The sequence below is a fragment of the Tunturiibacter gelidiferens genome (assembly GCF_051013345.1).
Taxonomy (GTDB): Bacteria; Acidobacteriota; Terriglobia; order Terriglobales; family Acidobacteriaceae; genus Edaphobacter; species Edaphobacter gelidiferens_A.
Window position 1 is genome coordinate 856680 of record NZ_CP132939.1, and the last position, 18506, is coordinate 875185.

At 60.1% G+C, this 18506-nt stretch carries 15 protein-coding genes; 4 read left to right on the plus strand and 11 right to left on the minus strand.

The features are described 5' to 3' along the window. Nucleotides 1–75: 75 nt before the first annotated feature. On the plus strand, nt 76–1506 hold the full coding sequence (locus tag RBB80_RS04030) for a DUF5715 family protein (RefSeq protein ID WP_433967023.1): 1431 nt from the start codon (nt 76–78) through the stop codon (nt 1504–1506). Here RBB80_RS04030 and RBB80_RS04035 read toward each other — a convergent pair. From RBB80_RS04035 to RBB80_RS04050, 4 genes are all read right to left on the minus strand, one after another. Continuing rightward, nucleotides 1469–2470 (minus strand): Gfo/Idh/MocA family protein, encoded by a 1002-nt coding sequence (locus tag RBB80_RS04035; protein ID WP_433967024.1) that lies wholly within the window; start codon nt 2468–2470, stop codon nt 1469–1471. The genes RBB80_RS04030 and RBB80_RS04035 overlap by 38 nt on opposite strands. 44 nt (nt 2471–2514) lie before the next feature. Then, nucleotides 2515–3633 (minus strand): SurA N-terminal domain-containing protein, encoded by a 1119-nt coding sequence (locus RBB80_RS04040; RefSeq protein WP_433967025.1) that lies wholly within the window; start codon nt 3631–3633, stop codon nt 2515–2517. A gap of 22 nt (nt 3634–3655) precedes the next feature. Beyond that, a complete protein-coding gene (locus RBB80_RS04045) occupies nt 3656–4642 on the minus strand; it encodes a DsbA family protein (protein ID WP_433967026.1) in 987 nt (328 codons plus the stop codon). A gap of 85 nt (nt 4643–4727) precedes the next feature. Beyond that, nucleotides 4728–7373 (minus strand): LPS-assembly protein LptD, encoded by a 2646-nt coding sequence (locus tag RBB80_RS04050; RefSeq protein WP_433967027.1) that lies wholly within the window; start codon nt 7371–7373, stop codon nt 4728–4730. Between the two features lie 98 nt (nt 7374–7471). Here RBB80_RS04050 and RBB80_RS04055 point away from each other — a divergent pair, with 98 nt between their 5' ends. Beyond that, nucleotides 7472–8863: an RDD family protein gene (locus RBB80_RS04055; RefSeq protein WP_433967028.1), complete on the plus strand. Its 1392-nt coding sequence runs from the start codon at nt 7472–7474 to the stop codon at nt 8861–8863. A gap of 223 nt (nt 8864–9086) precedes the next feature. Here RBB80_RS04055 and bamA read toward each other — a convergent pair whose 3' ends face one another. The 7 genes from bamA to RBB80_RS04090 form a co-directional block, all read right to left on the minus strand. Next, nucleotides 9087–11867 carry an outer membrane protein assembly factor BamA gene (gene bamA / locus RBB80_RS04060; RefSeq protein ID WP_433969477.1) on the minus strand — a complete coding sequence of 927 codons (2781 nt, stop codon included), beginning with the start codon at nt 11865–11867 and terminating at the stop codon, nt 9087–9089. Between the two features lie 369 nt (nt 11868–12236). After that, complete coding sequence (locus tag RBB80_RS04065) at nt 12237–12422, minus strand: CPXCG motif-containing cysteine-rich protein (RefSeq protein WP_179580454.1); 186 nt, start codon at nt 12420–12422, stop codon at nt 12237–12239. Between the two features lie 8 nt (nt 12423–12430). Next, a complete protein-coding gene (locus RBB80_RS04070; protein ID WP_433967029.1) occupies nt 12431–13879 on the minus strand; it encodes a S9 family peptidase in 1449 nt (482 codons plus the stop codon). Then, the gene (locus RBB80_RS04075; RefSeq protein WP_433967030.1) at nt 13852–14379 is read right to left on the minus strand and encodes a TolB family protein; all 528 of its coding nucleotides are present in this window, start codon (nt 14377–14379) and stop codon (nt 13852–13854) included. The genes RBB80_RS04070 and RBB80_RS04075 overlap by 28 nt, the downstream gene beginning before the upstream one ends. A 156-nt stretch (nt 14380–14535) precedes the next feature. Further along, nucleotides 14536–15537, minus strand: a complete 1002-nt coding sequence (locus tag RBB80_RS04080) for a threonine dehydratase (RefSeq protein WP_433967031.1) — start codon at nt 15535–15537, stop codon at nt 14536–14538. Next, on the minus strand, nt 15524–17053 hold the full coding sequence (locus RBB80_RS04085) for a molybdopterin-containing oxidoreductase family protein (protein WP_433967032.1): 1530 nt from the start codon (nt 17051–17053) through the stop codon (nt 15524–15526). Before RBB80_RS04085 ends, RBB80_RS04080 begins: the two co-directional genes overlap by 14 nt. After that, entirely contained in the window at nt 17047–17712 is a 666-nt protein-coding gene (locus RBB80_RS04090) for a molybdopterin-dependent oxidoreductase (RefSeq protein WP_433967033.1), read from the minus strand. Before RBB80_RS04090 ends, RBB80_RS04085 begins: the two co-directional genes overlap by 7 nt. Nucleotides 17713–17798: 86 nt before the next feature. Between RBB80_RS04090 and RBB80_RS04095 the strand changes: the two genes are divergently transcribed. Both RBB80_RS04095 and RBB80_RS04100 read left to right on the plus strand, forming a co-directional pair. After that, nucleotides 17799–18152, plus strand: coding sequence for a TMEM175 family protein (locus RBB80_RS04095; protein WP_433967034.1), 354 nt, complete (start codon nt 17799–17801; stop codon nt 18150–18152). Continuing rightward, nucleotides 18149–18418, plus strand: coding sequence for a hypothetical protein (locus RBB80_RS04100; protein ID WP_433967035.1), 270 nt, complete (start codon nt 18149–18151; stop codon nt 18416–18418). Before RBB80_RS04095 ends, RBB80_RS04100 begins: the two co-directional genes overlap by 4 nt. Nucleotides 18419–18506 lie beyond the last annotated feature (88 nt).

Genomic DNA, 18506 nt, shown 5'->3' on the forward strand with positions numbered 1-18506 from the left:
CTCCCTGTTAATCGACAAGTATACGGAACCCACCTCGTCACTTACATGCTTTCTCATCGAGGATTAACTTAGAAATTGCTCTGGCGTCTTCGCGCCTCCGAAAACATGATGCGTTTGAACGCCCCCATACCGGCCCTTCTGGCGCTTGCAGCCCTGTCTTTTTCTTCTGCAAGCAGCCTCGCCAAACCGACGCATCACCCCTCGGCCCATAAAAAGACCGTTGCCGCTGCGGCTGCAAAGCATGAAGACAAGCGCAAGGCCGCTGCCAAGCCGACGCGGGCCCACGGCTCCAAACATCACAGCACGCCGAAAGTCGATCCTCCCGTGACTGCGCGCGTTCATGCGCGGGCCTCGACGGCGCACCGCCGCCTGCGCCACGTCGTCAGCGCCCCGGTGCCGAGGAGCACGCAGCCTGAGCTGACAGCCTCCGCAGCCGCACCGCAGAAGGCGACGTCGGAGGACTTCCTCAAAGCCGCCGCGTCCACCCAGGTGGAGACGCAGGCTGCCGTGGCGATCCACGGAACCTCTCGCCCTGAAGAGCTCAACGAGATGCGGGATGCTCCGGTGGCGCCTTCGCGCAAACCCACCTCCAAGCCGGTCTCCGTGGCCAAGCCAGTTCCTGTCATCAGCGTCGTCCGCCCGGCTGCAGAGAGTCCACAGCTGGCCAGCGTCGAAGAGGTCGCCTCGACTCCGGTCATCCTGCCCAATCTCTACAACAAGCGTGGGCGCCTCATCGTCCCGCCGCCGCTGAAGGGCTCTCACGAGATCCTCATCCACCAGAACGAGGTGGCGGATCGCGATGGACTCTCTCGCATTCAGGATGACGGGGACCTTCTCGACATGCGCTACAAGAAGCTCCTTGTAGCGCTCCCCGATAACGAAGGTCTCCAGGTGGACGACCGTCTGCCCACAAACCGGCGGTACTGCCGTCCCTGGACTGCGCAGTTTCTCGCGACTTTGGCGCGTGCACACTACGCTCGTTTCCACACGCCACTGCAGGTCAACTCCGCCGTACGCACGGTCGAATTTCAGCAGCACCTGATGCACATCAACGGCAACGCCGCTCCCGCGGAAGGCGACACCGCGTCCCCCACCTTACCGGGCAGGCGATCGACATTGCGAAACACGGCCTCTCGCTGGCGGAGATTGCGTGGCTCCGTGGATATCTTCTCCCACTTGTACAAGAGGGAAAAGTTGATGTCGAAGAGGAGTTCCAACAGTCCTGCTTCCACGTCAGCGTGTACAAAAAGTATCTGCCGCCTGCGCCTGAGCGCGACCTCGCCATCCTGCATCACGGCGGAACGTCCGCCCTGGCTACGGCCCTGCGCTAGAGTGCACTTTCCGACCAACGGGAGGACCGCAGCCGAGCGATCGGGCAATCAGGGAGAAAAGCCATGGAATAGCCGCCCTCCGCGCAGGAGGCCCGTCCGGCAGGACAGAGTGGCGCAGTTCGTCCATAAGAAGAGGACTACAAGCTCTCGCGAGTTCCGCTTCGCCAACTCTTGATCGCCGCGTCGAGCGCCTGCATGTTGTGAACGCCATCTCCCCCAGTAGCCGCGAAGTTGCCACCACCGCGCAGCGCCACGGCAAAGCTATCCAGCATCCGTGTGTAGCCGTCCCCGTTGTCGACAGTGACGGTCTCCACCACCTCGCCCGCCCGACGCACTACGATCTGGACGGGCCGGTCAACCGTCAGACCTCCTTCAGAGGTCATCACCCCGTTGCTGCCGTTCACCTCAACCAGCGATCGATAGGGCGCACGCGCACTCGTTGTCACAGTGGCAAAGACGTCGCCCGTCATCTCCATCTGCAGCGAAGCGACAGCCTCGACCTCACCTGACGAAGCATCCTTCCGAGCCAAAGTGTCGACACTCACCACATCCTCGCCGAGGACGAAGCGCAGCGCATCGATGCAGTGCACGCCAACATCCCCGATCGGGCCGCCGTAAGCGAGCTTCGCGTCGATAATCCACTTTCTCGCAGAGTTCGTAGCCGGGTAGCAGTACTCCGCGCGCGCAAGCTGTGGCTTCCCGATCGTGCCCGCGACGATCTGATCTCGCATCCACTCCAGGCTCCGGTTATAGCGAAAGTTTTGTGCCACCCCAAACAACAACCCAGCGGCCAGAGCCGCGGCGTTCATCTCCTCAGCCTCCGCCGCGCTCATCGCCAGTGGCTTCTCGCACAGCACCGCTTTGCCGTGTTTCAGCGCCAGCAGCGTATCGTCCCGGTGCATCGCGTCCGGCGATGTGATGAACACAACATCCACGTCGGGCGAAGAGCAGAGTTCCTCCCGCGTGGCAAAGCAGTGGGGAATCTTGTACTCCGCGCAGTTCGTGAGTGCAGCAGCGTGGTCCCTCCGCCACATCCCGCTCAAGGTCGAATGCTCGCACGTCGGAAACGCCGGCAACAATCGCCGCACCGCATGGTGACCAAAGCCAAGAATCGCGTACCGCACAGGCGACTGCGTCATGAGACCTCCCAGAGAGAGATGATTGGCGATATTCAGTTGAAGAGTTAGTGAGCGTCCGTCTTGAAGATCTGCTCGGCGAAGAAGTTCTCCACCTTGGCCTGATCGTGCACCATCTCCAGGTAGGCGCTCTTCAACAGCTGCGAGCGTACATCGCGCAACTGCTGGCGGATGGCCTGCTGCACCCGGGGATCGTTCACATCGCGCTGCCCTGCCGGGTCGCGCGAGATCAGCTTGTAGATCGCATACCCGGCCGGCCGCTTGGTCTGTGCATCGAGCAGTGGAAGGATCTCGGTGATCTGCCCGGCCTTCAGCTTCATCACCGAGGTGAAGACCGACGGATCTGAATGCAGCTGGGATTCGCCGACGAAGCCCATATCTCCCCCATTGGGAGCGGTCTCCGGCTGCTCCGACCAGTTGCTCGCGATGGTGCCGAAGTCCTCACCGCTGTCCAGCCGGTTCTTCAACGCCTGAATCTTCTTCTTCGCCTCGACGTCGTTGGTCGCTTTGCTACCTTGCAGATTTCCGGGCTGAGGCGACGGCATGGCGGTTACTTGAATCGTCGCCAGGTGGTACTTCGTCTCAAGCAGGTTGAACTCGGCCTTGTGCTGGTTGTAGTAGTTCGCTACATCCGCGTCGGTCACGGTGATCTTCGAGTTGATCTCTTTGTTCAGCAGCTTATTGATCGTGAGATTTCGCCGCAGCGCGTGCTTCAGATCATCGACAGTCTGATTGCTCGCCTTCAACCGCTGCTGAAACTGCTCCTCGGTATAGGGAGCCTTCATCTCGGCGAGCTTCGCATCGACCTCTTCGTTGGTGGCTGTCAGATTCATCTTCGTGGCGCGCTGCTCGACAATCTCTTCGTCGATCAGCTCGCGCAGAACATTCAAACGCATCGAGTCGACCTGCTCCTGTGACGGCTGCTGTTGCTGCTGGCCGGCATCTCCGAGCTGCGACTTGTAGGCCTTGTCCAGATCAGCCTGCATAATGGCATGGCCATTCACCGTCGCGACGACATCCGCGCTATGCCCGCGATTGCATCCGGCAACAGGCAACAGACCAGAAGCCAGAATCAGCACTGCCGGAAGAGAGACGGTACGAAAGGAGCGCGTAGTAAAGGTACGTTCGGTATCGGTCGACAAGCTCGGCACGTCCGTGTTCGGCATCCAAATCTCCTGCATTCTTCTGCTAGTTGCCGGGTTTGGTCGCCGGCGGGGTTTGAGGCTGGGCCTGAATTGGTGTCGGTGGCGGTGGCGGCGTCTGCCCGGAGGCAATCAGCGCGCTATCGATCATACGATATACATCCTCCAACGGCTGCGCCCCCTCCACCTTTTCTCCATTAATGAATAGCGCCGGGGTCGAGTCCACACCGAGGCTTTCGCCCAGCTTGATCGACTCCTTGATCGCCGTGTCATCCTGCTTGGCGAGGCACGCGTTCAACGCGTCCGCGTTAAGATTCTGCTTCTTGCCCTCATCGCGCGCCAGCCCATCGAGGGTCTCGTTGGCCTTTGCGAGACTCTTCTCCGTACCGCCCAGGTCTCCGGCGTGAGCATGGATGTAATCCACCAGATTCCAGTAGCCCACCGGGCTGTGGGCGCCCACGCAGTTCGTATCGATCGCCGCGCGCATCGCCCATGGATGCTGATCCAACGGGAAGTCGCGATAGACGATGTGAACCTGGTTCTTGTAACGCTCCGTCAGCGCAGGAAACAGTTGTTCATGCATCTTCGCGCAGTATGGGCACTCCAGGTCGTCGAACCCGACGATCAGCACCGGCGCATTCGCCGGACCGCCCCGCGACGGCCTTCCATCGCCACTGACCAGCAGCTTCGGGTCCTTGCTGATATCGAACTTGCTGAACTGCGCCAGCGTCTTGCCATCCATCGAGATCAGAAAATCCGACGGTTTGCTCGACTTGCCATCCGCAAGAAACGAGACGCTGATCTTATCGAAGCCCGGCACCTCGCTCCTGGTGCGTGGTCCAACCTGAATCACGTAACCGGCTGGAATCGACGCACGTGAACGGATCAGCACCTCCACCCGTCGCACGAGTTCGGGAGAGAGCTTCCCCGAAGTGTCACTCGCCGTTGGGGTCGGTGTCTGGGCATGGCAACCAAGGGCAGCCAGCGTGAGGGCAAAGATCAGGGTTCGGAACGGCTTCACAGCAATCAGCACAATACCTCGATTATCTCACGCAGAGGCGTTTTACAAGGTCGCGGACCTCTCTGAGCGACTCCAGAAACACCCGCACGGCCAAGCCTCAGAACAGACTCGCCGCCCGCCGCAGATTGCCCGCAGTCCCGATGTTCAACAGCGTAAAGTTGAATCTCTCCGTGGTCTCATTTCGCACCGAGCCCAGCTCGTACTTCCGAACCTCCACGCTGAACCCGCAGCAGTCCCAGTTGTACGACCCCTGCACTGCCCCATACTGCACCAGGCCGGTGTTGTTCGAGTTCAGATCCAGTCCCACATTGCCTGCAACGCCCAGCCCAGGCTTGGTCGGCGACCCGTACCCCAGCAGCAGCCGCAATTGATCGAAGTTCGAGACGGGAGAGCTCACGCCCTCCGTGTAGAAACGCCCCGGAGCGTTCAGCCGCGCGTAGCTCAACCCGGCAAAGACGTTGTTCTGATGCACGTCCACGAACACGTTGTTAGACGTAAACTTCTTCGCTCCGGTATCGAGGTCGAAGTCCCACTCCACATCCATATGCGACGAGGTCCGCAGACGCAGACGCGAGATCAGCGGCGAGATCGCCCGCGGCTCGGTCAGAAACGCAATTCCGGAGAAGTTCAACGTGGTGTCGAAGATATTTCGGCGACCATTGATTACGGCACCGCCAAAGTTCTCGTTGAAGAAATACTTCTGCGTCAACCGCCAGCTGATCAGCGGATGACTGCCGCAGCTGGGCAGCTTATCGTTTGCCTCAACACTTGCTCCCCTGGTCTGAACCTTACCGCTGTCGTCGTCCCAGTACTGTGTCTGCGCCGTGCTCACCGGCCTCTCCTTGCAGGGCCGATCCTTCACGGGCCGCAAAAACAGCCGCTGCGTCACCCCATACTCCAGCTCATTCGTATCGCTCACAATATCGACATCGTCGAAGCGCAGCACGCTCAAAAAGTTATTCACGCCGGTCACATACCTGTAGGTCAGCTCCGGCTCGATCGTGTGCTTCACGTCGTTTCCGTCGAACAGCTTCTCCACGCGCGGCGAATCGAAGGTCCGCTCCACCACAGGAGCGCGCAGGTCAGCCTCGATCTCTACATCCGACCGATTCAACGGACTCGGAAGCTCGACCGGCACAAACGTTTCAGAGTAGGGAACCTGCCTGCTTCTGCTGTACGCCGTCTCGCGCACCCCAACCGACGACAACACGCGCCATCCATCAAAGCCCATCCGATATGAGAGCTCCGGATGCACATCGAAGCGCTGCGTCAAACCGCCAGTGGAAAAGTTTGGCTCCACCCGCGACAGCCCGGCCTCGGAGGCATCGACACTCCACAGCAATCCGGTCCTGCCGATCTCATGCTCGGTACTGCTGAAGTCCACCGATGGCGCATGAAAGATCTTCACCTGTTCTTCTGGAATCGCTGGAGTCGTCGAGGTCGCTGCCACAGCCGTCTGTTTCAACCCCTGGTAGCGATCCACGCGCGCCGAGGCCGCATATCCGTCCCACTCATGCACGCCATACAGGACCGAAAGGATGTCGCTCGACACGGCCACGCTGAAGTTCTCGGCAAATGCCTCGCGATAGGCATACGAACTCAGATACTCAAGATCGCCTGCCACTCTCGTCTGCGAACTGAAGTCGTGGCGTCCCGAGAACGTCACATCCTCTCCGCCCTGGTTCAAATACACGCCGTTGGTAAAGATTCCACGGTCGACCAGCCCTGTATATCTCGCCTTGGCAAAGTCATTGCCCAGCCCGCGGTATCGAAACGTCGCCGACTGCTCCCACCCACGCAGCGAGTAATACTGAGCGCCCACCGTCAGATCGGTGCTGCGATTGATCGCCCAGTAGAACTCTTCGCCCAGCGTAAATCCCTTGGTCGAGGAGTACCCCGGCACCGGGATCATGAAGCCTGTCTGCCTCTGCTCCGAGTCGACCGGATGCGTGACATATGGCAAGAACAGCACAGGAATGTTCATCAATCGAAAGGTGCTGCTCTGCGCCTTCGCCTTCTCGCTGTCCACAGTGAACTTTCCCGCGTAGAGCATCCAGTCTGGATGTGGGAGCTGACACGTCGTCAACGTACCCTCGTAGATCTCGTACGACTGAGGCCCCGTCCTCACCACCATCCGCCCCGTAAACAGAAACGGATTACTGCTTGAATACGTCAGCGTGTGTCCCGCGCTCTTGAGTCCCACGGATCCGGCCACATCGTAAAAAGTCGCGGTCTGCTGCTTCAGATTCATCGTGCCGTGACTGGCCGTAAGGTCCTCGTGGTTTGCGCCCCCGCTCACATGAAGATGCCCCGTCGCTGTCAGATCCCCGGTGTCCTGATCGAATTCTATGTGGTCCGCTTCTACGATTCGGTCGCGATAGGTGATCTTGACATCTCCGTCTAAGGTGACGACGCTTCCGTTCCTCAACAGCGTGTCTTCCTCGGTCTTCACATCGGTCGTGTCGTCGTTCGCGGGCAGCACCTCTGCAACCGGATATTGCGTCGCTTCCGGGGCGTCTGGCAGGCTGGAAGACGTCTGCTCCGCTCCCGCAAGGGGGTTGCCTGATTGGTCACCTGCTGTCCCCACAGATGTGGATGACTTGCCGCGAGCACCATGATAGTTATCAAGAGGTAAACAGTCGTTCGAACGCTCCTGGAGCCTCTTCCGCGATCCTTCGAGACTGGATGCAACGGCTTCAATCCGCCGGACAGCAAAGCCAGCAAAGGCAGTCGGCGCTGCCAATGGGTCTTCCTCCCAGGTTCGTTCGGTTTGAAACTTGTCAGACGTGCCACCCTTTGAGGCTAAACGATTTTACGGAAGCGAGTTTGGAATTGAGCATAATGAGCTCTGCACAGCGTGACCTGCTACCACTGGACGAAGACGCGGCGGAAACGGAAGCCGCTGCACCCTTTGCGCTCAAGGAACAGGTAGCTCAGCGCCTGGCCACTCACCGCGCCCGCCGCAACCAGCAATCGGGCTCCGCGATCACTGCCATCGCGCAACCCGGCCCCGAACGGTCCCGCTCCTCCCGCATCGCGGCCGCGGTCGCCGAGCGCTACGCCAACTCCCCCAGCTACCGCACCTTTCTCGCCGAGCAGGCCGAAGCTGCCATCCGTGAGGCCGAAGCTGCAGCTGAGATCGCCGCGCTGAGCGCGAGGGCCGTAGCCGACGCTCAGTATCAGCTCCTGGCCGACCTCGATCAATGGAACCTGACGCCCCCATCTCCTGCGCCAGTCCCGCCGGCGAAACTCCCCAGCGCGGTACCCTCCGACGCCGAACCGCTGCCACACACTCCTCCAACCGCATCTCAGACGACGGTCCCTGCTCTCACCGTGAGACTCTATGAAGACGCAAGCCGCGGTCCGCTTCAGGAACAAGTCTCTGCCCCCCGTCGGCCCCTGATCTACGAGACCTACGAAGCGTCGAACGAAGCTGAAACTCTGGCGCTCGACGAGGAGATCGCCTTCCGCCAGGCTCCCGTCTTCGAAGAATCAGGCCCTCCCATTGAGATTCCTGCCAACCTCATCGAGTTTCCGCGTCAACTGGTAGCGGCGCGTAAAGCCCGCCCGCGACTGGCGGAAGGTCCGCTCCGCGAAGATGCCGATCAGGTCCCGCACAGTGTGCCGGCAGCGCAGCTCCGCATCTTCGAAGTGGAAGCGGCCCAGATCTCCACCTCCCCGGTCGTAGAATCCATCGCGCCCGAGTGGTCCTCGATCCTTCTTGCGGCCCACCCCGTCGCGGCTCCGGTGGAATCGGCTGAAGCGCCTTTCCAGCTCGAGCACAGACCCGAAGCCGCGCCTCTCAACCTGCGCCTTATGGCCGCTATCGTCGATGGCTGCATCATTACAGCCTCCTTCCTGTGCTTCGTCGCAGCTTTTGCCGTCACCGTTGGCAAGCTCTCGGCCAGCTCCGCGAACTTCGCCCCGCACATCGTTCCGATGAACCTGCAGACCGCCGCCATCGGCACCGCCGGCACCTTGACCATCCTCACTTTGCTCTATCAGCTTCTCTTCTTCACCTTCAGCGAGGCTACGCCCGGGATGCGCTATGCCCGCATTGGCCTCTGCACACTCTCTGACGACAATCCCACGCGCTCGGCTATGCGCCGCCGCATCTTCGCGAGCGTGCTTGCCGCCTGTCCGCTGGGCATCGGCTTTTTATGGGCCTGGATGGATGAAGACGGCCTGGGCTGGCACGACCGCATCTCCCGCATGTATCAACGCAGCTATTAGAAGATAGGTCCTGCCGGACGGGCTCCCTACGCGGGAGGCGGTCACTTCGTGACGTGTGTACCTTGTTTGGGTGAATGAATTGCAGTGGTCCTCGCGATGCTCGGAGGAAAGATCATGCCGACCAACGGGAGGCCCTGCGCAGATCATCGTGCCCAGACTGGTATGCGAGTCACGAAGTGACCGCCTCCCGCGTAGGGAGCCCGTCCGGCAGGACCTATCTTCCCTAGAAAGTCGTACTCACCGTCAGGCGAAACGTCTTCCTGGGCTCGCGCAGAATGTAATCCGCTCCATAAAACTGAAGCGCCTGCTGGTAACTGAATTGGCCAGCTCCATCGCTCGGGAAGTAGCTCTTGAAGGTATTCACGTTGTCCGGACCAGAGTTCGGCACTGCAAGCTGCTGCGGAACCGTCTTGTAAAGACGCAGCGGATTGTAAGCGTAGAAGATCCGGAAAGGCGCATTGACGATCGGCAGAATGACCTGCAGTTCGGCGCCGAGGGAGTCACGCGGAACATAGTTTGTTCCCGGCACAATCGTTAGCAGGTTCGGGAACTTCACCGACTGACCGCCAAAGCAGGCTCCGTTGACGATCGTGGGACATCCATACTGCGCGCCATCGATCAGCGACTGACCCGCCGTGCTCTGGCGCAACTGGCCGTGCAGCGCGTCGAAGGTCATGCCGAAGTCGTTGAAGAACGCGAACGTTACCTGGTTGACAATCGGAATCCGATACTCCAGATTCGCGACGATCTGCGTATCGCCGCCGATGGACACCATGCGGTAGATCGGCAGCGGAATCTGGACCGGGCCCAGCGCCGGGTTCGTCGGATCGCGCGGAACCGAGGTCCCATCCGGGTTCGTCAGGATGTACTGAACTTTATTCGGAATGAAGGTGTACGGACCGACCGACCGGATGTCGAACCCGCGAAGATCCGACTCGCCACCGCTATACAGACGATGCGTTGGCGGAGCAACCTCGCCGCCGAAGCCCGACGTATGAGCCAACTGGATGCGGTAACCCAGCACGTTGTGGCCCTCGTTGTTTACCCGCAGTCCCTTCATCGGGAAGAACTGACGATAGCTGGCAATCGGTGAGATGTACTTCACATTACCGCCCACGCCCGCCACCTGCATCGATATGTTGAAGTCCTTGCCGTGATGCGGTCCAACGGCGCGATCGAGGCTCGAGAAGGTAAAGCTCGGCGTCACCACCGAAGTGATAATGCCGCTCAACTGATTCTGTCCCGCGACGCCGGACCGGAACGCGAGCGATTGAAACACGTTGGTCGTGTTCTGGTTGAACGTCGTAACCGAAGACCGCGACAGTGAGTACGACAGACCGATGCGGGTCACGCCGGTTCGTGAGAACAGATGCCGCAGCGGCTCACTCGCCGAGACCGTCAACCCGGTCGTCGACTGGTTATAGTTTGTCAGCAACGACTGTTGCGCCGTCGTTAGATTTCCCGCGGCCTGGCCGGTCGCGGACTGGCTCTTCGAAGGATTGAAGTCATATTTGCTGGCAAAGATCTGCGCGCCCAGCGAGATCGGCTTATCCCGCAGATAAGGCTCCGTAAATCCGAGACTCAGATTGCGGGAGAGGTCGCCGATATTTGCCTGCACCGACAGCGTCTCGCCCAGCCCCAGAAAGTTATTGGTCTCGTAGTTCAAACCGACAAACGTTCCCGACAACCCGCTGATACCGCCATTCAGGCCGATCGAGTTCTTGCCCTTCTCCTTCAGCTTCAGCAACAGGTCGACCGTTCCATCGTCCGTATTCTGACGGCTCTCCGAATCCTGCTCCGCCTTCAACGGCTCAAAGTAGTTCAGCTGATTCAGGCGCAGGATCGAAAGATCCCAAAGGCGGCTGTTATACACCTGCCCTTCTTCCAACAGAAGTTCGCGCCGAATCACCTTGTCGCGCGTAATCGTGTTCCCCGTAAACTCGATCCGCGAGACATAGAAAGCCTTGCCTTCATCAATATCAATGTTCAGCTTGATCGTCTTATTCGCTTCATCGATCGTCGGTACCGGCGTTCCTACGAAGTTGATGAATCCCCCTTCGCCGAACGCCTTACGCAGCTGATCCAGGCCTTTGCCAAACAAGGTCGCGTTGAAGTACTCGCCATCTTTCTGTGCAAACTGCGCGCGTAGCGCCTTCGTGTTCGTGAAGTGCGTATTGCCTGTAAAGGTGATGCCAGCCAGCTTGTAGCGCGAACCCTCTTCCACCGGCATCAGGATGTCGATCCGTTTGCCCTTGGACGGATGTAGCGTAAACGGGTTGATGCCGCCCGCGTCCCGGATGTGGGTCGTCGGCTCGCTGGTCAGAGCCTTGAAGTAGCCGCGGTCCCGGTAGGCCTGGCGCACGCGCTCGGTGTCTTCATCGAGCTTGCTGGCGTCGAAGGTGCGTGCAAACAGGTTCTCCAGGATGATCGAATGCGGAATCCCGATCGGCCGCAAGTTCTTCATCGCGGCGCGCAGGGTGCGATCGTTCAGGCTGTTATTGCCCTGAAACGCGATCTTGCCTACCTTTACGGTCGGCCCTTCTTTGATGTTGAACGTAATCGCCACCGCCGCCGGCGGAATCGTCTTCACTTCGGTCCTGATCGTGGCGAACTGGTGCCCGTGCTCTGCCAGAAGATCTCTCAGCACAACCTCGGCGCGCTTGATCTTCGTCGGATCGTACTGGCTCTCGACCGAAAGCGGAACCTTCGCCTTCTTGAAGCGATCCAGAATGTCGGACTGCGTCACCGCGCCCAAACCCTTGTAGTTGATCTCGCGAATCGTCGGCTTCTCTTTGACGTAGATGATCAACTGCACGCACTTCGGGCTGTCGACGCGCTCAATCCGCACGTCGTCGAAGTAACCCGTATTCCAAAGCGAGTTGAAGTCCCGCTCCACCACCAGCGGGTCGTACAGGTCGTTCTGCCGGCTGTACAGCCTGGCCAGCACCGATTCCTTGGGAATGCGTCGATTACCGATCACCTGAGGCTGGCACAGCGTCTCCACATTGCCCGATACCGACCCCCGGTCTGGGCCGAAAGCGACGGGGCCGAGAGCGACGAAGCGGCCAGCGCCGTAAACGCAATCATGTACGCGGCATAAGCGATGCGGGAGCGTCTGGAGCGCGTGCACACAGTCTTGGTCTTGCTTTTCAGGGAGCTTCCGCTCTCTCGATTCACGGTAAAGATACGCACACCCTCACTGCTCTAAAAATGACGCTCGCCAGCAAAGTCAGCGAAGTCCTGATTATATGGGAGCGGCCAGCGGTTAGCGAGTTCGCCCCGAGGTTCTGGTCGGACGAACCCCAATCCAACCAACGAATTTCAGCGTGATCGTTGGACGAACGCACCCAGCCAAAGGCACCCGCCGACGAAATTAACTCTCCAACTCCGCCGTAATCGTAAACTCCTGCGCCGACCCGTCCCACCGCACCGTCAACACATTCGGCTGGCAGCAGACCTGGCAGTCCTCTACATACTGCTGCTTCGAACCGCCCGACTCATCCACCGTCGTCTCCACCCACTCCCCACAACCCGCGCACTGAAACCCTGCTGCATGCATCGCCAACCTCACTGAGCCTTCGTCTCTCCTTTAAGATACTTATCGAACCAGCCCACCGACCGCGTCAGCTCATCCACCTGATGCTCCCGCTTGATGAAGCCATGCCCTTCTTCGGGGTAGTAAACGGCATCCACCGTGCGCCCCTCCTTCTTCAAAATATCCACCACCTGCTCGGCCTCCTCCTTGGGCACGCGAATATCGCGCTCGCCCTGCAACACCAGCAGCGGAGCCTTCTCCTCCCGAATGTACTTCAGCGGCGACGAAGCCTCATACACCGCTTTGTCCGCCACCGGATCGCCAAGCAACGTCTTTTCATACTCCTGCAGCCGAGCATCTTCGTGCTGCAGCATCGTGTACCAGTCCAGAATTCCGTACTCATCCACCGCCGCAGCCCATAGATCTGGATTCTTTCCGATCGCCATCAGCGTCATAAATCCGCCGTACGAGCCGCCCCAGATTCCCACCTTGTGCGTGTCGACAAATCCCGTGGCCTTCAGAAAATCCACGCCGGCAATCTCATCCTTCAGATCAGCGCCACCAAGGTCTTTGTAGTTTGCTTTTTGAAACTCCATCCCGTAGCCCGTCGACCCGCGCACATTCGGCGCAATCACCACATACCCGCGCGACACCAGCAGAATCGCCCGCGGATTGAAGCTGTCCAGCGTCTGGCCCGTAGGCCCGCCATGAGGCATCACCACCACGGGCGCAGTTCCATCCCGCTTCAGATTGAACGGCACCCACACCAACGCCGAGATCATCTTCCCGTCGAAGCTCTTATACGTCACAAGCTGCGACGACGGCAGCGTGGCAGAAGTCAACACCGGGCTCTCGTTATGCGTCACCTGCGTCACAGCCCCGCCTGCACTCAACAAATAAAGATTCGGCGCATGCGTCGAATCCTGATGCGAAAACAGATAGCTTCCATCCTCACGAAACGCCGTCGGCCCCGCGCCCGGAGTGTTCAACCCGGCAGGCACTCCACGATCGCTCGCCTTCAGCGTCTTTCCATCCACAAAGTTAATCGCCGCCCGTCCATCCGCGTTCAGGATGTAGGTAAAGGTGTCGCCTTGGGGCGAAAAGCCACCCGCATGCGCCTCCCACTGCGTATCCGTCACCCAGCGCCTCTTCTTCGAGGCCACATCGAGCAGCGCAACATTCGCGTACCCGCCCTTCTCATTCGAACTCATCAACAGCGTCTTCCCATCCGGCGACACCGCCGACGCCTGCATCAACACCTTCCCGGCATGCGCCGTCAGATTCTCCGCTGCCCCGCTCTTCACCTCCACGCGATATACATCAGCGTCGTCTGTCCCCACCGCGCGCACCGCATACAGATATCGTCCATCCGGACTCCAATCCACAGCGTCCCACGAGGCCTTCGGATCCTTCTCGTGTGTCAACAACCGCGCCTTCCCGGCAGGCCACTCCATCACTGCAAGATTGATCGAAGACTCCACCTTCTCTTTGCTGCCAAACGCCAGCCACCTGCCGTCGTTCGAAAAAGCGGGTTGCTCTCACTGGTCTTGTCCGTGTTCGTCAGATTCCGGGGCTCTCCTCCGCTCACCGCGACCGAATACAGGTCGTAGAGCTCGTCCCCGCCCTTGTCCTGCTCATACACAATCTCTTTGCCATCTTTTGTAAACGCGGGGCTGGACTGCCGGTCATCGGACTTCAGCAGCTGCCGCGCTCCAGTTCCATCCGCCTGCATCACCCAGAGATTCAGCCGTCCCGAAGCGTTGCTGATGTATCCGATCTGTTTGCCGTCCGGCGACCACGTCGCCCCGCCAAGCCGCACCGTCTGCAGTAACTCGGCCACCGGCATCGGAGAGGACCCCGCCGTGTTCTGCATGGAGATCACGCTCTTGGGGTCCGTCACCAGGCGATCGCCAGGCCCGGAAGCAAGTCCGGAAACCGAAGCCAGCAAAACCAACCCAGGCAACAAGCAGAAGCGTGTCATCGCATACTCCATGGAAGCTGAAGTGAACACCAGAAACCGACCGCGCCAGACTAGCACGCCTCTGGCGAGAAGGTTTCAGAAAGTCGTCTGCTGTAACCGCAGCGATTGACGTGCTTGAGGATGCTCTGGAGCTTGTAGAGAGACTCGGTTATCGGCTCAGCTCAACCCGCCATCGCACAACACGCTCCCAAACACATCGCTGTCCACGTTCCCACCGCATAGCACCGTCCCCACGCGCTTTCCACCTTTCGGCCGATCCATCAGCAGCGCAGCCAGCCCGATCGCCCCCGCACCCTCAGCCACATTGTGCGTGTCGACGAAGTAAGCCCGCATCGCCTCCTTCACCGCTTTGTCATCGACCATCAGAATGCGCTCCATCCCCGCCTTCAGAATCTCCAGCGTCGTCGCATCCGGTTTCCTGCACGCGACACCATCGGCGATCTCCGTCGTCGCTTCATGCTCCCGCACCGCCCCTGCCGCAAACGAAAGAGCATACGCCGGCGCATGGCTCGACACCACACCCACCACCTTCGTCTTCAACCCCAGCGCATTCCGCGCCGCAATCGTCCCGCACACACCCGACCCCATCCCAATCGGCACATAAAACGTATCCAGCTCCGGACAAGCCGTAAACATCTCCCACGCATACGTCGACACGCCGGTCACCAGCCGCAGATCGAAGCTCGGCACCCGATGCCAGCCAAACTTCCCTTCCAGAGAAGCCGCATGCTCGCTGGCCTCCTGAAAGTCATTCCCAAACTCCACCAGCTCCGCCCCCAGGCACCGCATCGAACGGTTCTTCTCCGGGCTATTTCCAAACGGCACCACAATCACCACCCGCAGGCCAAGCTGCTTGCCTGCAAACGCCATCGACTGACCATGATTCCCACGCGTCGCCGACACCACCGTCTTCACCTCTGGCCGCTCATGCCGCAGCCAGTCCATGTAGACCAACCCACCGCGAACCTTGAACGCACCCACCGGCGTATGGTTCTCATGCTTCACCCAGACTTCAACTGCCCCGGCAATCTGCGAAGCCCGTTCATTCAGCAGTGGCCAGCTGTACTGCGGCGTCGCCGGCATCGTCTTATAGATCAACTCCGCGGCCGCCTTGATCTCATCCAGCCCCGGCAATACCTTTACATCACCTAACGTCATCTTGCCCCTTCCGTACCTCTACCAAAGTCGAATAAAACGTGGCGCCGCCGCCAATATCAGTCAACGTCTCCGATGTCAGCGCATTTACATTCGCGCGGTTCCCCGAGAGATCGCTGCCCAGCTTACTCCAATCCAGCCGCGCCGCCACCACGCCAGCCGACACCTGCGCATTCACCAGCGCCCTCAACATAATGCTCCCGCGCCCGTTGAACACCTCCACCGCATCCCCCGTCGCAATCTGTCGCGCAGCCGCATCGGTCGCATGCATCTCCAGCACGCCAGCCAGCCGCGCCTCCATCCGCTGATGCAGAGGAATATTCGCAAACGTCGAGTTCATGTAGTTATCCGCCTTACGCGGCAGAAACTCCAACGGATACGCCCCCTCCGCAGCATGCGCGCGAGACTCGGTCGGCGCAGCAAACACCGGCACCGGCAACAACTCGCCGCGCCCGCTCGCCGTCTTGAACCACTCCGCCGTGCTGAACGGCAACACGTCACCGTTTGCATCCACCGGCATCTGCAGCGGAACATGCCCCTCCCGCTCCAATCTCTCGCGAGTGATTCCAGCGAACCACGGGTTTTCCGTCTTCAACGCCTGATCGATCAACTCATCCTCACGATCGTCAAAGCACGCCTCGTCAAAACCCATGCGCCGTCCCAGCTCACCAAACATCGCAACATTGCTCCGCGCCTCACCCAGCGGCGCAATCGCCCGGTTGCTCACCTGCGCGAACAGGTGCCCATACGCACCCTGCACATCCTTCACCTCAAGAAACGTCGGCGCCGGCAGCAGCACATCCGCATAGTCCGCCGTATCGGTAAAGAACTGCTCATGCACCACCGTAAACAAATCATCGCGCCTCATCCCGCGCAGTACGTCGTTCTGGTTCGGAGCCACCGCCGCCGGATTCGAGTTATACACAAACAGCGCCTTCACGCGAGGCCCGTCATCCGTACCATCGCCCAGCGAAGTCAGCGCCTGCCCCAGCTGACTCATATTCACCACGCGCGCCGCACGTCCCAGCGGACTCGCCAGCATCAACTCCGGCCTCTGCAGCGCCTTCTCATTGAAGGGAAACGAACCCGACGTTGAAAGCTGCAACCCTCCGCCCTTGTACTTCCACGAACCGGTCAACAGCGGCAGCATACAAACCGCCCGCGCCGCCGTCCCGCCGTTCTCACTCCGCTGAATGCCGTAGTTCAGCCGAATCACCGCCGGCCTTGCAGATCCGTTACGTCCCGCAGCAGCATAAGCCCGAGCCAGCCGCACAATCACACCCGCATCGATCCCCGTAGCCTTCGCCACACTCTCCGGCGAGTACTCCGGCTTCAGCGCATGCGCCCGCAGTTCCTCAAATCCGTTCGTGCACGCAGCCACATACTCGCGATCCTCCAGGTCCATGCTCAGAATTACGTGCATCAACCCCAGCGCCAGCGCAGCATCGGTCCCCGGATTGATCGCCAGGTGCTCATCGGCCAGCGCCGCCGTCCGCGTCCTGTACGGATCGATCACCACCAGCCGCGCCCCTTGCGCCTCGCCTCTTCAATAAACGGCCACAGGTGCACGTTATTCCCATGAATATTCGCACCCCACGCAATCACCAGCCCAGCGTGCGCGAAGTCCTGCGGCACCGTCCCCAGCTTCACTCCATACACAGCCTTCAGTGCGGTCCCGCCGGCCTCCGCACAGATCGTCCGCGCCAGTTGCGAAGCCCCCAGCCGATGAAAGAACCTCCGATCCATCGACCCATACCCAAGCTGCCCAATCGTGCCCGCATAGCTGTAAGGCAGCACACTCTCCGGCCCAAACTCCGCGGCAATCTTCGTCAGCTTCGCAGCAATCTCGTCCAGCGCCTCATCCCAGGAGATCCGCTCAAACGCCTCCGTCTCGCGCCCCTGCGGCAGCGACCCCTTCGCCACGCCCTTTCGCCGACGCATCGGATACAACAGCCTGTCCGGCGAATAAACGCGGTCCAGATACTTCGCCACCTTGCCGCACAAAAACCCACGCGTCACCGGATGCGAGGGATCACCCTGCACCTTCACCGCCCGGCCCGTCAGCTCATCCACCGTCACCAGCACGCCGCATGAATCCGGGCAGTCATGCGAACAAACCGCATGAACAACCTTCCTCGCGCTGGAAGGCGCGCTCGTCTCCAGAGGATTTGCAGCCATTCCACCATTTTAGTCTCAATAGCCTGCTACTCTGCGCCGATCACCGTTGTATGCTGCTCCCAACACCACAGCCCAGCGACGAACCCATGCCACGCCATCACTTCGCCACACCAGCCCGCCTCGAAGCTTTCTCCGACGGAGTCATCGCCGTCATCATCACCATCATGGTGCTCGAGCTCAAGGTCCCCCACCAGGAGGGCGTTGCCGGACTCTACACCGTCCTCCCCACCCTCGCCGTCTACGCGATCTCCTTTGCCTTCACCGGCATTTACTGGATCAACCATCACCACCTCGTCCACCGCACCGAAGAAGCCGACGAGCTCGTCCTCTACGCCAACCTCTTCTTCCTCTTCTGGCTCTCGCTCCTGCCCTTCTTCACCTCGTACGTTCTCGAAAAAAACTCGACTCCTTCTCCGTCGTCCTCTACATCGCCTCGATGATCTTTACCGGGTTCAGCTTCCTTCTCCTGCGCCTCTCCATCGCCCGGCGTCTCCGCATTGCCAACAAGCTCGAAGCGGAGGACACCTCCGTCCAGCGCAAAAACCAGCTCTCCCTCTTCATCTATCTTGTCGCCTTATCCATTGCCTTCTCCCACCCCCACGTGGCCCTCGGCCTCTGCGCCTTCGTCACGATCATCTGGATCACACCCACCGTAGGCGTCAAGCCAACCGAAGACCTCGACAACACCCACTTCAACCGCGAATAGCCTCGGCTACAAAGCCGGCTCGCGAAGCATCTCGGCATCCACCGTATCGGCAGTTCTCCGTTCGAAGCGATCCCGAAGCACCATAAAC